At 41.9% G+C, this 13,544-nt stretch carries 16 protein-coding genes and 1 pseudogene; 3 read left to right on the top strand and 14 right to left on the bottom strand.

What is annotated here, in order from left to right:
• Nucleotides 1-9: 9 nt before the first annotated feature.
• Nucleotides 10-603 carry a Holliday junction branch migration protein RuvA gene (ruvA, locus tag GEZ85_RS00205; protein ID WP_000273415.1) on the bottom strand — a complete coding sequence of 198 codons (594 nt, stop codon included), beginning with the start codon at nucleotides 601-603 and terminating at the stop codon, nucleotides 10-12.
• A gap of 15 nt (nucleotides 604-618) precedes the next feature.
• Nucleotides 619-2,568: a DNA mismatch repair endonuclease MutL gene (gene mutL / locus GEZ85_RS00200; protein WP_153208758.1), complete on the bottom strand. Its 1,950-nt coding sequence runs from the start codon at nucleotides 2,566-2,568 to the stop codon at nucleotides 619-621.
• A gap of 205 nt (nucleotides 2,569-2,773) precedes the next feature.
• Here mutL and GEZ85_RS00190 point away from each other — a divergent pair, with 205 nt between their 5' ends.
• Complete coding sequence (locus GEZ85_RS00190; protein WP_153208760.1) at nucleotides 2,774-3,214, top strand: LytTR family DNA-binding domain-containing protein; 441 nt, start codon at nucleotides 2,774-2,776, stop codon at nucleotides 3,212-3,214.
• On the top strand, nucleotides 3,211-3,669 hold the full coding sequence (locus GEZ85_RS00185; RefSeq protein WP_153208762.1) for a DUF3021 domain-containing protein: 459 nt from the start codon (nucleotides 3,211-3,213) through the stop codon (nucleotides 3,667-3,669). The genes GEZ85_RS00190 and GEZ85_RS00185 overlap by 4 nt, the downstream gene beginning before the upstream one ends.
• A 47-nt stretch (nucleotides 3,670-3,716) precedes the next feature.
• On the opposite strand, the gene nrdI is transcribed toward GEZ85_RS00185, so the two are convergent.
• The 3 genes and pseudogenes from nrdI to GEZ85_RS00170 form a co-directional block, all read right to left on the bottom strand.
• Complete coding sequence (gene nrdI / locus GEZ85_RS00180; RefSeq protein ID WP_153208764.1) at nucleotides 3,717-4,181, bottom strand: class Ib ribonucleoside-diphosphate reductase assembly flavoprotein NrdI; 465 nt, start codon at nucleotides 4,179-4,181, stop codon at nucleotides 3,717-3,719.
• Between the two features lie 77 nt (nucleotides 4,182-4,258).
• Nucleotides 4,259-4,792: an ABC transporter permease gene (locus tag GEZ85_RS00175; protein WP_153208766.1), complete on the bottom strand. Its 534-nt coding sequence runs from the start codon at nucleotides 4,790-4,792 to the stop codon at nucleotides 4,259-4,261.
• 60 nt (nucleotides 4,793-4,852) lie between these two features.
• Nucleotides 4,853-5,047, bottom strand: a pseudogene (locus GEZ85_RS00170) (helix-turn-helix domain-containing protein); the annotation flags it as partial.
• A gap of 139 nt (nucleotides 5,048-5,186) precedes the next feature.
• Between GEZ85_RS00170 and GEZ85_RS00165 the strand changes: the two are divergent.
• Nucleotides 5,187-5,756 carry an MptD family putative ECF transporter S component gene (locus tag GEZ85_RS00165; RefSeq protein WP_125392855.1) on the top strand — a complete coding sequence of 190 codons (570 nt, stop codon included), beginning with the start codon at nucleotides 5,187-5,189 and terminating at the stop codon, nucleotides 5,754-5,756.
• 29 nt (nucleotides 5,757-5,785) lie between these two features.
• Here GEZ85_RS00165 and GEZ85_RS00160 read toward each other — a convergent pair whose 3' ends face one another.
• From GEZ85_RS00160 to GEZ85_RS00120, 9 genes are all read right to left on the bottom strand, one after another.
• Nucleotides 5,786-6,478: a methionine ABC transporter permease gene (locus GEZ85_RS00160; RefSeq protein WP_000444647.1), complete on the bottom strand. Its 693-nt coding sequence runs from the start codon at nucleotides 6,476-6,478 to the stop codon at nucleotides 5,786-5,788.
• 1 nt (nucleotide 6,479) lies between these two features.
• Nucleotides 6,480-7,541 carry a methionine ABC transporter ATP-binding protein gene (locus tag GEZ85_RS00155; protein ID WP_000085666.1) on the bottom strand — a complete coding sequence of 354 codons (1,062 nt, stop codon included), beginning with the start codon at nucleotides 7,539-7,541 and terminating at the stop codon, nucleotides 6,480-6,482.
• Nucleotides 7,534-8,907 (bottom strand): M20 family metallopeptidase, encoded by a 1,374-nt coding sequence (locus tag GEZ85_RS00150; RefSeq protein WP_153208768.1) that lies wholly within the window; start codon nucleotides 8,905-8,907, stop codon nucleotides 7,534-7,536. Before GEZ85_RS00150 ends, GEZ85_RS00155 begins: the two co-directional genes overlap by 8 nt.
• A gap of 99 nt (nucleotides 8,908-9,006) precedes the next feature.
• Entirely contained in the window at nucleotides 9,007-9,861 is an 855-nt protein-coding gene (locus GEZ85_RS00145; protein WP_153208770.1) for a MetQ/NlpA family ABC transporter substrate-binding protein, read from the bottom strand.
• Nucleotides 9,862-10,014: 153 nt separating this feature from the next.
• Nucleotides 10,015-10,845: an amino acid ABC transporter substrate-binding protein gene (locus GEZ85_RS00140; RefSeq protein WP_153208771.1), complete on the bottom strand. Its 831-nt coding sequence runs from the start codon at nucleotides 10,843-10,845 to the stop codon at nucleotides 10,015-10,017.
• Nucleotides 10,846-10,948: 103 nt separating this feature from the next.
• Entirely contained in the window at nucleotides 10,949-11,272 is a 324-nt protein-coding gene (locus GEZ85_RS00135; protein ID WP_000253936.1) for an AzlD domain-containing protein, read from the bottom strand.
• Complete coding sequence (locus tag GEZ85_RS00130; RefSeq protein WP_153208773.1) at nucleotides 11,262-11,957, bottom strand: AzlC family ABC transporter permease; 696 nt, start codon at nucleotides 11,955-11,957, stop codon at nucleotides 11,262-11,264. The genes GEZ85_RS00135 and GEZ85_RS00130 overlap by 11 nt, the downstream gene beginning before the upstream one ends.
• A gap of 486 nt (nucleotides 11,958-12,443) precedes the next feature.
• Entirely contained in the window at nucleotides 12,444-13,109 is a 666-nt protein-coding gene (locus GEZ85_RS00125) for a CPBP family intramembrane glutamic endopeptidase (protein WP_045612398.1), read from the bottom strand.
• A 66-nt stretch (nucleotides 13,110-13,175) separates the two neighbouring features.
• Nucleotides 13,176-13,370 carry a peptide pheromone VP1 gene (locus GEZ85_RS00120; RefSeq protein WP_000933465.1) on the bottom strand — a complete coding sequence of 65 codons (195 nt, stop codon included), beginning with the start codon at nucleotides 13,368-13,370 and terminating at the stop codon, nucleotides 13,176-13,178.
• Nucleotides 13,371-13,544 lie beyond the last annotated feature (174 nt).

The following is a 13,544-nucleotide window of genomic DNA, read 5'->3' as shown; positions in this document are numbered from 1 at the left end:
GCTCTGCTCCTATTTCACCAACATCTTAAGGGCCGACTTGATATAGTTCTCAGCTGTATCTGTCGTTCCTTCAAAGAATTTCTTGATTTTCTTGAGCTCTGTTGCCTTGTAGCCCAGAGCCAACATTGCTTCCATGGCTTCTTCCAATTCTTGGTTTTCTGCGCTAGCTTGTACTGCCACCTTAGCAGGAAGGTCATCTCCTGCAACTACTACCTTGCCTTCCAAGTCCAACACCATCTGCTGGGCTGTTTTCTTGCCAATTTTAGGGAACTTAGTCAAGTAGGTAATGTTCTTGGTTTCAATGGCTTGAACCAAGCCAGCATTGTCATCAGCAGCGATAATAGCAAGAGCTGATACAGGCCCAATCCCAGACACCGAAATTAGACTAAGAAAGAGCTTTTTCTCATCTTCTGAGCGAAATCCATAAAGCAGATGGGCATCCTCACGCACGACCTGATGCACATAAATTTGAGCCTCTTGATTGATCTGTCCCGAGTAAGCATAGGGGTTAGCTACATGCAGGATATAACCAATACCATTGGTTTCAAGAACAATGTATTTAGCAGTGATTTTGGTAATGATTCCTTTTAAATATTCGTACATAGTTTTCCTTTTAGTTTAATATTTCCCCAGCTCACGGAGACTGGTGTGATTTTCCTGAATACGTCGGAACATCTTTTCCATATCTGACTTGGTAAAATGCACTAAAACAGGACGTCCGTGGGGACAGTTATAGGGATTGTCACATTGAGAAAGTTGATAGAGGAGCTGTCTAGCCGAATGGTCGTCAATACGATGATTGGCCTTGATAGATCGCTTGCAGGACATCATAATAGCCAACTCTGCTCGATATTTCTTGATAGAAACTTCCTTGGTCAAAAGGAGCATGTCGCACATCTCATAGATGCCTGATTCAATCTCTTCTTCTGCCATCCAAATAGGATGTTCACGCAGGATAAATTGATTTTCCCCGTACTCTGCTAGGAAGACTCCAACTTCCTCTAAAAGAGGCATTCTTTCCTTGAGACGGAGGGCATCATCCGCTGGAAATTCAAAGATATAAGGCACTAGGAGTTGCTGCTGGCTCTGGTCAACATTGCCAATGCTTTCACGGTACTCCTCGTACTTGACCCGTTCCTGAGCCGCGTGCTGGTCTATGATATAGAGCCCATCTCGCCCTTGGGCAAAGAGATAGGTTCCATGCATTTGCCCGAAAAATTCCAATTCTGGGAAGCTTGATGATTCTTCTCGCTCCAGCTTGTCATAAGCCTTATCAAGACTCGCAAGGTCTAACTCTGGGTGATCTAGCTGATCGTAGTTAGCAGGTTTTCTCTCTGCAAAATGCAGTTTTGCTGGCTTGGTCAATTGATCCAAGGTTTCCTTGGCAAACAAGGTCAAATCCTGTCCTTCATCAGTCAATTCTACCTGATAATCAGCTACTTCAGCTTGACTAGGTCTTGTCGGCTCAGTTTTCTCATAGTAGAGCGTATTTTCTTTGAGTGGGAGAATGGTCTGCTCCACCTTTTGACGATTACGCACGGTCGATTTGGCAAGATTTTCCAAGGCATCAGGTATCAAAGTTTGCTCCTTGAGACTATTAGAAATAGCTTCTGAGACCAGGGTCATCAGTTCTTTTTCCTTGGAAATCCGCACCTCTTGCTTGGTTGGATGCACATTGACATCCGCTAGATAAGGGTCAATATGGATATGAATAACAGCCAACGGAAAGCGTCCCACCATGAGCTTACTTCCGTAACCATCTAAAATAGCACGATTGAGTAGGAAATTCTTGATATAACGACCATTGATGAAGAGACTGATATAATTGCGATTGGCCCGAGTTAACTCAGGCAAGGACACAAAGCCAGAAATTTCGAAATCAAGGTCAGAATTCTCAATTTCAATCATCTTCTTGGCGCTAGCTAAACCGTAAATCCCTGCGATTGCTTGGCGCAGTTGACCAGTCCCAGCTGTCCGCGTCATTTCCTTACCATCACTAATCAAGCTAAAAGAAATCTCAGGATGGGCCAAGCCCAGACGGTTGACAATATCAATGATATGAGACAACTCCGCCTGCTGGCTCTTCATATACTTGAGGCGGGCAGGCGTGTTGAAAAAGAGGTCCTCCACACAAACCTTGGTTCCCACAGGACTAGTCGCTGGGATGACTTCTTCGACTTCACCTCCACGCGCGACTAACTTAGTCCCATGACTTGCACCATCCACCGCCGTCAACAGAGTCAAGACACTAACAGAAGCGATAGAAGGCAGGGCTTCACCACGAAAACCAAGCGTCCGAATCCGAAAAAGGTCTGCCTGATTTTTTATCTTACTAGTTGCATGGCGACGCAGGGCCAATTCCACCTCATCGTGGGCAATTCCATGACCATTATCTGTGATCTGAATCTTCTTGAGACCAGCTTCCTCAATCTCAATGATAATCTGGCTAGAGCCAGCATCAATGGCATTTTCTACCAACTCTTTAACAACACTGGCAGGACGTTCGATAACCTCTCCTGCCGCTATCTGGTTTGCCAACACCTCTGGCAATTCAATAATATGAGACATCTTTCAGCCCCTTTCTGTATCTTTTTTCCTAGAAATTGATTAGTGCTATTATACCATATTTCAGAAAGGACAGAAAAGCTCCACCACATAGGAGCCAAATCCCTCCACATAAACAAAGTCCCTTGCCAGGTGTCGTAAAATAGTGTTTAATAAAGGTGTACAAGAAGTGATCACAATTTTGTATGAAAAACAAGGAGAGAAATTTATGAAAGTAGAACTACAGATTAGTGAGTCTTACGAGGAGGAAAAACTGATTGTCCAAGCACCTCAAGAGACCGAAAAAGTCCAAAAAGTCATCGAGTTCGCAGAAAATCTGGATCAAAAAGAAAAAATCAAAGGGAAAATCGATGATCAGGTCTATCTAGTTAAGATTGGTAAGATACAACGCTTCTATATCGAGAATCGGAAGGTTCTAGCAGAAACAGCAAGTCAGACCTACAACATTGATTTACGGCTCTATCAAGTCCTTGAAATTCTGCCAACCAATTTTATCCAAATTTCTCAATCAGAAATCATCAATATCGACTCCATCTCTCACCTCAAGCTCACTCCCAACGGTCTAGTTGAAATTTTCTTGAAGAATGAAAGCTTCACCTACTCTTCACGCCGTTACCTAAAAACCATCAAGGAGAAATTAGAACTATGAAAAAACAAATCTTTCACGACGCAGCTGCTGGTGTCCTCATCGGCCTCATCCTCTCTATCATCTTTTCACTCATTTATGCACCAAGTACCTACGCACCCCTAAATCCCTACTCTCTCATCGGCCAAGCGATGATTCAACATCAGGTTCACGGTGCCCTGGTCTTGCTCTACTGCACACTTATATGGGCATCTATCGGTATGCTCTTCAACTTTGGCAACCGCTTATTCAGCCGTGACTGGAGCATGCTTCGTGCCACTCTGACTCATTTCTTCCTCATGCTGGCTGGCTTTGTCCCGCTAGCAACCCTGGCAGGTTGGTTCCCCTTCCACTGGAATTTCTACCTCCAGCTTATTATCGAGTTTGCGATTGTCTACCTCATCATTTGGGCTATTCTCTATAAAAGAGAAGCTAGAAAAGTAGACCACATCAATCAACTCTTGGAGCATAGAAAGTAAGAGTTCTGATAAAACTTCTTGGAATAATAAAAAAGCCAAGCCTAAGCTTAACTTTCCAACTCATACAATTCAGCAATAATGTCTGCGACACGTTTGATATCTCCCAGCATACCTCGCATTTCAAAGTCAGCCAAGACAGGGAAGCCAAAACGTTGACTGTATTGCTTGGCTGTCAGGCAGTATTGGTTATTAAAGTTACGATTTCCTGAACCAACCACGCCAAAACACTTACTAGCATTGTCACCATAGGCGATAAAATCCCCAACGGGTGTCGTCAAAATCTCAACGTCTCCGTTATCCACGCCATTCCCACCTTCGAGGTAGGTCGGCAAAAAAGTGACATAGGGGTGTTCCATCTCATAAAAATCTTGGCCTTCCTTGACTAAGTCCTTGATATGAATCTTTTGAACCTCAATTCCCTCGTACTGGGACAAGAGATAGTCTTTCAAGCGTGTCACAAAACTCTCAGTATTCCCACTCAGACTGATATAAACTAAAGAAATTGTCTTCATATTTACCTCCATGATTTTATCTATAATCGAAAAATAACTACCAAGATTGTAACTTGATAGTTATTTTTTGTCAATACTTAGACAAGTTCTTCCTCTTCTTGAGTTTCTGTTAATTCTTTTTGCTGACGCCACATCTTATAGAAGACAAGGGCTAGGAAGAGAATATTGATGACGATATAGAAAATGCTAACAGCTTTTGAACCAATACTCATTGTCAAACGCATGGTCTCATCTTGAAGCAACTGCACAGCGTCTTGCAAAGTCACATAGGTATAAATTGAACCAATAATAGCTAACAAAACATAGCCAACATAAGTATAGTTTGCATATTGCAAATTCTTACGAATAAGGAAGACAATCGCTACTACCACTAAAATAGCAGACAGCACAATCAAGGCAACATTAAAAATAGAATGAGATGCTTCTGCTACTCTATAGCTATAATTAATGCTATCTTCTACCTGCTGAGCACTGACCCCTGCAACTTGTTTTTGAGCAGCACGAAGGACTTCTTTGCTAGGTAAGGGCTTCAAAAGTTCAAACAGAGACGTAGCTGAAATAAGGGCAGACAAGATTAGCAAGACCCATAGATAAATCGGTTTCTTTTTCATGATAGAACCTCCTGATGTTATTATTGATATTATAGCACTTTTTGTAAAGGGATACAAATATTATAGTGTAGTTTCTACCTGTTTTCGGTAGGCTTTTGGCGATTTTCCGCACAATTTTCGGAAAACTTTATAGAAATATCCAACATTACTGTAACCAACCGCATAACAAATATCTTCGATACTGTCACTGGTTGAAAGTAAGAGCTGTTGAGCAGCCTTAATGCGTTGTTTGTTTAGTAGATATGCGAAGATTGACTTGATATCTTCAAATTCCGGAACACCTGACTATTAACATCTTATAAACTACGGATTAACTCCGGTACCGTGCCCCATTTACAATCCCACCAAACCATGGTAAAATGAGAATTGTGAAAAAATTATCAGGAGACAATTCATGAAGAAATCTATCTTAACTACACTGCTCTTTGCAGTTCTTTACTTCCTCTGCATGGGGATTGGTGTTCTTTTGGGCAATCTCTTTGACCAAACCGGAAATATGTTTTATGCGCCTGCCTTTACTGCCCTTGTCGGCGGTAGCGTCTATATGATCCTAGTCGCAAAAGTTCCGCGCTTTGGTGCCATTACCACTATCGGCCTTGTCATGGCCCTCTTTTTCTTGGGATCTAAACACGGTGCTGGTGCCTTCCTTCCTGGAATTATCTGTGGCCTCCTAGCAGATGGAGTAGCTCATTTAGGCAAATACAAGGATCAAACGAAAAATTTCCTTTCTTTCGTTATTTTCGCCTTTAGCTCAACAGGACCAATCTTACTTATGTGGATTGCGCCTCAAGCCTATATGGCTACCCTTCTAGCAAGAGGAAAATCGCAAGAATATATCGACCGTATCATGGTCGCACCAAACCCTGGAACCGTCCTTCTATTTATCGCAAGTATTGTCATCGGAGCCCTAGTGGGTGCCTTGATTGGACAAGCCTTAAGTAAAAAATTTGCACAGAAAATCTGATTACTAAAAAAGAGCCAGGCGGCTCTTTTTTATTTATGGCTCAATTTCTTGGTCAAGAAGTCTCCCAAGAATTGGATTGCAAAGATAATCAAAATGATAATGATGGTTGCCAAGATGGTCACATCGTGATTATAACGGTTAAATCCATAAGCGATGGCCACGTTACCGATACCACCAGCTCCAACCGCACCGGCCATAGCTGTTTCCCCAACAAGTGAAATCAAGGTCACAGTCGTCACACGGATCAAATCTGGAAGACCTTCTGATAGATAAACACCCACGATATCCCAGAATGTCGCTCCGCTCGCTTGAGCCGCCTCAATGACACCGCCATCCAGCTCAGCCAAGACAACCTGCACCTGACGAGCAAAGAAGGCAAAGACCGCAAAAGATAGGGGTACAATAGCCGCATTTGGCCCGATACTTGTCCCTACGATTAGGTGTGAGAAGGGTGACAAGACTGCCAAGAGAATGATAAAGGGAACTGCACGAAAAATTGAGGTAATTTTGTCTAAAATCCAGAAGACAACCTTATTTTCCAAGACACCACCTGGCGCTGTCAAGACAAGGAAAAGACCGGCTACCAGTCCCAAGAACCCTCCGATGATGAAGGAAAGAACTGTCATATAAAGGGTTAAGTAGATGGCTGTTCCCCAGCCTGCTTGACCAGCCCAGCCCATTTTATAAACATTTGGTAAATAGGTTTGAATCAATGATTCCATCTTACTGTCCTCCCTTCAATACTTTTAGTTGTACGCCTGCTTGACGAATGGCTTCTTGGGCGCCTGCCAAAGCTGCTTTTTCACCTGACAAGACCACAACTAATTCTCCAACAGGAGTTCCATCGAGTATTTCGATATTTCCATAGAGGATATTAGCCGTTACTTGATAATGCTTGTACAATTCATTCAAAAGTGGCTCGTCTGTTGAAGCACCTGCATACTTGAGTTGCACCAAAAGGCTGTTTTCAGACAAGTGTTCCACGATTTCTTGCTTCTCGATTTTGACCATGGCTTCGTCAATACCTGTAGCTGTTGAGATAAAGTCTTGAGTCAAAGGTTGTTTAGGGTCTGAGAAGATTTCAAGAACACTACCTTCTTCAATCAAATGCCCATCCTGCATAACTGCCACACGGTTGGCAATGTCTTTGACAATCTGCATTTCATGCGTAATCAAGACAACGGTCAATCCTAATTTTTGGTTCAAATCTTGCAACAAGGCCAAAATCTGCTTGGTTGTCTTCGGATCGAGGGCAGAAGTTGACTCATCTGAAATCAAGATTTTCGGATCATTTGCCAAGGCACGCGCAATGGCCACACGCTGTTTTTGCCCTCCAGATAGCTGTGAAGGGTAGTTTTCAGCACGGTCTGCCAAGCCAACCAAGTCCAACAACTTAGCTACTTTAGCCTTCTTTTCTTCCTTGCTGAGTCCAGAGTGTTTAAGGGCAAAGGCTACATTTTCCTCTGCTGTCTTTTGGCTCATGAGGTTAAAGTGCTGGAAAATCATTCCAATATCTTGACGTTTACGACGCAACTGCTCTGCCGTCAAGGTCACCTTACCATCAAAAATCACATCGTCGTCAATGGTAATTTTGCCTGCAGATGGCTTTTGCAAAAGGTTAATTACCCGTACAAGGGTTGATTTCCCTGCTCCAGAATATCCAACGATTCCGTAGATATCCCCTTCTTGGATGTGAATAGTCACATCCTTGACCGCTGTGATGGTTCTCTTCTTTTGATGAAAAGTCACATCGATCTGATCTAACTTGATAATATCTCTACTCATAGCTTCTAATCAGCTCCTCTACTAATTCAATATGGGTGTAGTAATCGGCGATTCGCACATTTTCATCTCCACCGTGGTCTCGGCTATTGGCATTTCCTAGACCAAAGGCCACCATTGGCACCTCTAGGGCATCAAAGACCATATGCATAGGCCCTGTCCCCGCTGTCGTCGGCAAGACTGAAACGCCCTGTGGATAGAATTTCTTAGCCAACTCGATCACATTGAGAATGGCTGGTGCGCTCATATCGCTTCGATAGCTCATCTCTCCCAAGGTATAGTATAATTCTACCTTATCAAAGCCATTTTTGTCTAGCTGTTTCCGAATTTTTTCCAGAACATCATGCGGTTCTAGGCCAGGAACCAAACGAACTTCTAACTTAGCACTAGCTTCTGCAGGCAAAATCGTTTTGACTCCTTGTCCTTGATAACCTGACTGAATCCCTTCGATATTAAGAGCTGGCTCGAAAAAGAAACGTTTTAGAAAGGCTGCGCGGTCCTCTTGTAAAAGAGGCAATTCCAAGCCATAAATCTGGCTGATTTCCCCTGGATTTCGTTGAGCATAGGTATCCACCAAGGCCAATTCTCGCTCATTTGGTTCTTGAACTTCTTCGTACAAACCTTCAACCAAGATACGGCCATCTGCTGCACGAAGAGACTGTAAGGCTTGAAGGAGGTACCACGGAGCTGATTCCACAACCCCACCATAACTAGAATGGATATCCACATCAGCGCTTTTTACCTTGGCATCAAAGGTCACAATCCCTTTATTTCCACCAGAAATTTCTAGCTGTTCCAAGGCATTTTTGGTCCCTTGTTCCCAGACCAACAAATCTGCTCCACGGAGTTTATCCGCATGTTTTTCCAGATACTTATCTAGGTCTGTCGAAGCCGATTCCTCCGCTCCCTCCATGATAAAACTGATATTGACAGGCAGGTCATCATGGTGTTGCATGTATTTTCTCAAAGCACTCAAACGAGCTGTGATATGACCCTTGTCGTCATCAACCCCACGCCCATACATGAAGCCATTGCGGACCGAAAGCGTAAAGGGATCCTCTGTCCACACCTGATCCCCGTCCGCTGGCACAGTGTCATAGTGGTTATAGAAAATCAGGGTCTTGGCATCTGGACGCGAACTCTTGAAATGTGCCATGACAAAAGGCGCCGTATAAGTCTCATCAATCTCCACTTCAGCCCCAACACGCTTAAAAATCTCACCCAGATAGTTGGCAACTTCTTTGAGACCCACCTGTTGGGCAAAGACCGACTTCTTAGAAATCAAGGTACGCAAAACCTCAAAATAATGCTGGGCCACATGATCCTTTTCAAATTTTTCAATCTGTTCTTGTTCACTAGGAAAAACCATATTCTCTCTACCTTTCTATGAACCTATAGTCTTCTTTACAATCCCTGCTCTATACAAAAGCAAGAGGTGGAATTTTCTCTCCCACCTCCCTGTTTCTTATTACCAAACTGGTTGATCCAAACCGTCTGATGTTTCTTCGATAACTTTTTTCACTTCATCTGTGTGGTAAGCTGCGATTACTTTCTTGATAGCATCAGCCTTAGGTGATGTTTCCCAATCTTTTTTCGCAACGATGATGTTGTACCATTGTTTTGAGTTTTCATCAGCTTGTTCTTTGAAAAGTGCTTTCTTGTAGTCCAATTTTGCTTCTGTAACGAAGGTATTGTTTACAACGGCAGCGTCAACTGATGACAATGAACGAGCTGTTTGGCTAGCGTCCAATTCAGTGATTTTCAAGTTCTTTGGATTTTCTTTGATGTTAGCAACTGTTGCAAGAGCAGTTCCTGAAACATCCAATTTAATCAAGCCAGCTGATTGAAGCAAGTAAAGCGCACGGCTTTCGTTTGTAGCATCGTTTGGTACAGCGATTTCTCCGTTTGCTGGGATGTCTTCTACTTTAGTGTACTTGTTGTCACTTCCATTCAAACCTGAGTAAAGACGGATTGGAGAGATGTAAGTATCTGCAATCGCTACAAGGTCTTTCCCGTTTTCTTTGTTCCAGTTGTTCAAGAAGTTATAGTGTTGGAAAGCGTTCAAGTCTACTTCACCATCAGCAGTTGCCTTGTTTGGTTGTGAGTAGTCTGTGAACTCTGTAAATTTCAAGGTAATGCCGTCTTTTTTAACTAATTCTTGGATTTTGTCCCAACGTTTTTCTTCAGAACCGCTACGGTTAACCGTTGCGATTTTGATAGTTGTTGCATTGTCTGCTTTCTTTTCTGAGTTTCCGCAAGCTGCAAGAGCCAAACCTGCGACTGTAGCAAGGGCTGCTACACCAAGCCATTTTTTAATTTTCATGATTCTTTCTCCTTAAAAATAATACCGTACTAGTATCTCACAATTTGTTTGATTTAACAAATTGTTATTAGATAGTCAGATATATAGTTTAAAACTATATCCCTAAAAACTGAGAAATCATCCACCTTATGCAGAATGGATGATTTCAAAAAATTATTTAATATCAGCTTCTGCTGGTAGGTAAGTGTCTCCGAAGAATTGTTTTGACAATTTTTCAAGAGTTCCGTCTTTGTAGAGTTCTTGGATACGTTTGTCCACAAATGATTTCAACTCATCTTGACCTTGAGCAAGAAGTGGGTAAACGTACGGTTGTTGGTCGCTTGGAAGTTCGATAACTTTCAAGTTGTCCAAACCTTGGTTCTTGATCACTGTTTCAACACCGATTTTATCAAAAATCTTATAGTCAAATTGTCCATCGCTCAAACGTACCATGATTTGTTGGAAATCTGCCTTAGTATAGTTAAGGATAGTTGGGTTGTCCGTGTGTTCAGCGTTGTATGCTTCTAACTGCTTAGCTGATGTAGTAGCTTGAACAATCTCTGTCGATTTTCCACCGATATCATCGAGCGACTTGATACTAGAGTCATCTTTCTTCACGACAAGGACATTAGGGTTTTGGGCAATTGGTGCGGCATAGAGGTATTTCTCCGCACGTTCTTTAGTATAACTAAGATTGTTGACAGCCATATTGTAGCGGTCAGCATCAAGTCCTGCAAAGACACCTGACCATTCTGTCTTTTCAAACTTAACATCATACTTGTCAGAATCCTTAAAGATAGCGCGAACTACTTCAATCTCGTAACCAGTCAATTCACCATTTTCTTCATAGATAAATGGCTTTGGTGATCCATTGGTTGCAACGATAATTTCTTTCTTGCTAGCTGCTTCTCCTTCTTTCTTAGCACCACCTGAGCAAGCTGCTAGCACACCTGCAGCAACAAGCCCTAGGGCAGCAAGAGATGAGTATTTAACGATTTTTTTCATGTCATTTCCTCCAAAATAGAATACCTTATAATCTTAACAGAAAAAGAACATTTCCGCCATTATATGATATCTATCTCTGTGATAGGTTTTCTTTATGGCTGATTTAAAAGACCAAACGCAAGACGGCAATCAAGACCACTCCAAAGAGAACTGTTCCGACTAGATTGCGGTAGCGAAAGGCTACCCAAGCTGTTGGAAAGACGGCTAAGAAGTCTAGCCATTTGATTTGAGGAAGACTCCCAACCTTGCCTGTCACTACACTTGAAAGAATCAAGGCAAAGATAATAGAGACGGGCAAGAACTTCAAAAAACGCTCAACGATCGCAGGCAGACCCTTATACTTGACCAAGATGAAGGGAATCATACGGGGAATCCAAGTCACAAGACCAGAGAAAATAACTGCTAATAAAAGATACTTACTGACCATCTAAAACCACCCCCATTGTACAACCTAGCAAGGTCGCAAACAGAACAGCTAGTGACTGAGACACCACTGTCAAGAGTAAAAAGAAAGACATCGCGACAACTGCTAGGATAATGAGCAGATTGCGGACAGGAATCCGTCTTTGCATAATCTGGAATTGCGAAGCAAAAATACCAATAAACATCCCAACCAAGGCAAAATCTAAACCAAAGATTTCTGGATTTGGCAACAGGCCACCTAGAGCCGTTCCGACCACTGTTCCCACAAACCAAGCCACATAGCTGTTGAGATTGTTTCCGTGCATCCACATCGGATTGACCTTGTCTGTATGGGCTAACTCGCCCATCAAAACACCATAAGTCTCATCCGTCAAGATACTAGACATACCGATATTGTGCCAGAGACTGGTATGACGGAAATAAGTCGATGCATGCAAACTCAACAAAAAGAGACGCAAATTAATCAAAAAGACCGTCATAGCAATAGCTGCCACAGGCGCTTGAACCGCAATCAGGGCCAACATGGCAAACTGGGCGCTCCCAGCATAAACAAAGAGGCTCATCAAGCCCATCTCAACAGGTGTCACATAGGGCGCACCGATAATCCCACAGGCCAGCCCGATACTAACATAACCAAGGGCCGTTGGCATGGCTGCCTGTGCTCCCTCCCAAAATCCTTTTTCTTTCATCTTTCTCCTCATATTGTCTTAATAATACTCAATGAAAATCAAAGAGCAAACTAGGGAGCTAGCCGCAGGCTGTACTTGAGTACGGCAAGGCGAAGCTGACGCGGTTTGAAGAGATTTTCGAAGAGTATAAGTAGGCTGAAAAGGCTCCAGCCATAGCATGGACTATTATAACACATTCATAGAAGAGAAAAAAGTCTGCTGATTGTAGCTATCATAAAAAGACTGGCAATCCAGTCTCAAACATATATTATAGAAATTCTCTGCTAAATATTTTCACTAATATGTAGTAGCATGGCAAAGACAACTAGAAGAAATAGCAATAAAACAAAGCTAATAGAAATAGTTACTAAAACTATAATCATTTTTATGAAAAGGATACCTAAAAATGCGATTACAAACAAATATAAGAGTATTCAGTAAGGAAATAAACTAAATGGGTAGAATACCTAGGAACACTCTTCCTAAAATATTACTAAGCAAATGAAATTACAGCAACGGTAAAATTTGACCAATGCCATTGTAGACTATATGCAGCCCAATAGGCCAATAAATAGACTTTGTCACTCTAAACAAGACTGCAAATATGAGACCACCACCCATATATACAAAAAAGTCTGTTAAGACCCAACCATGGCCACTAATGTGTAAGATTCCAAATAATATAGCTGAGCCAAGCACATCTAGTCCCCACTTCTTTCCTTTTTCCAGAGCTGTCATCACTAATCCACGATAAATCATCTCTTCAAAAATGGGACCTGCAATCACAGGATAGAAAAAATACATCAAAAATGCTGTAGCTCCTGTAAAAGTAGGAACATCCAGTTGATAAGAAATTGCATTTTTGGTAGGCGGAAAAAGAAAAAAGGTGACGAAATTCCAAACAACAAAAGCAAGAAGAGCTAGGAAGGAATAGAAAAGATAGGAACCTTTAAATTTTCTACTGTTAATTTTCTGCCATTTCCCTGACCAAACCATAACAATAAAAGCAAGCAGAACCACAAGAAAATTTAACAGCATATCCGACAAATAATAGGCAAAGTCGGATAAACCAGCAGCAAGATCGCTATGTAAAAGCAAACGAATGAAGAACTGGTCAGCAACAACTAGTAGAATAGCTATAATAAAGTAGTAGCGTGAGATTATCTTTTTCATCCTATTTTCTCCTATATTACGAAATAAAGAAAGCCCTAACCCAAACAAAGGCAAGGGCTTTAAATATCAACGACGACGATTAACAGTGGAAGAATCATGGTTAAAATTTTTCTCCCAGAAATTAGTGATTGACCAAGGTGTCCCGAACCCTCCCCATGCACCGCTTGGGATATTGCCAAGATACACAAGATCTCCTCCATAAACCTTCTCCAACTCAGCTTCTGTCAATTCCATTGTTTCTGCAAATTGTAAATTTAACATCTTTTACACTCCTTCAATTATCTTCATTTATAAACCACTTATGCGACCTAGGATTTGCTTTAAGTACTTTACAAGGACAGTATAACACGGAAATTGGCTTATTTTAGAAAATCGCATATTTGATATTTTTTCTTATAGAAATTTCAGATTTGCGATTTTGGTAGATTTGATTAT

This window comes from Streptococcus mitis (genome assembly GCF_009496205.1).
Classification (GTDB): Bacteria; Bacillota; Bacilli; order Lactobacillales; family Streptococcaceae; genus Streptococcus; species Streptococcus mitis_BN.
Note: the sequence above shows the minus strand (reverse complement) of the source record. Positions and strands in the feature narration are given on the sequence as shown.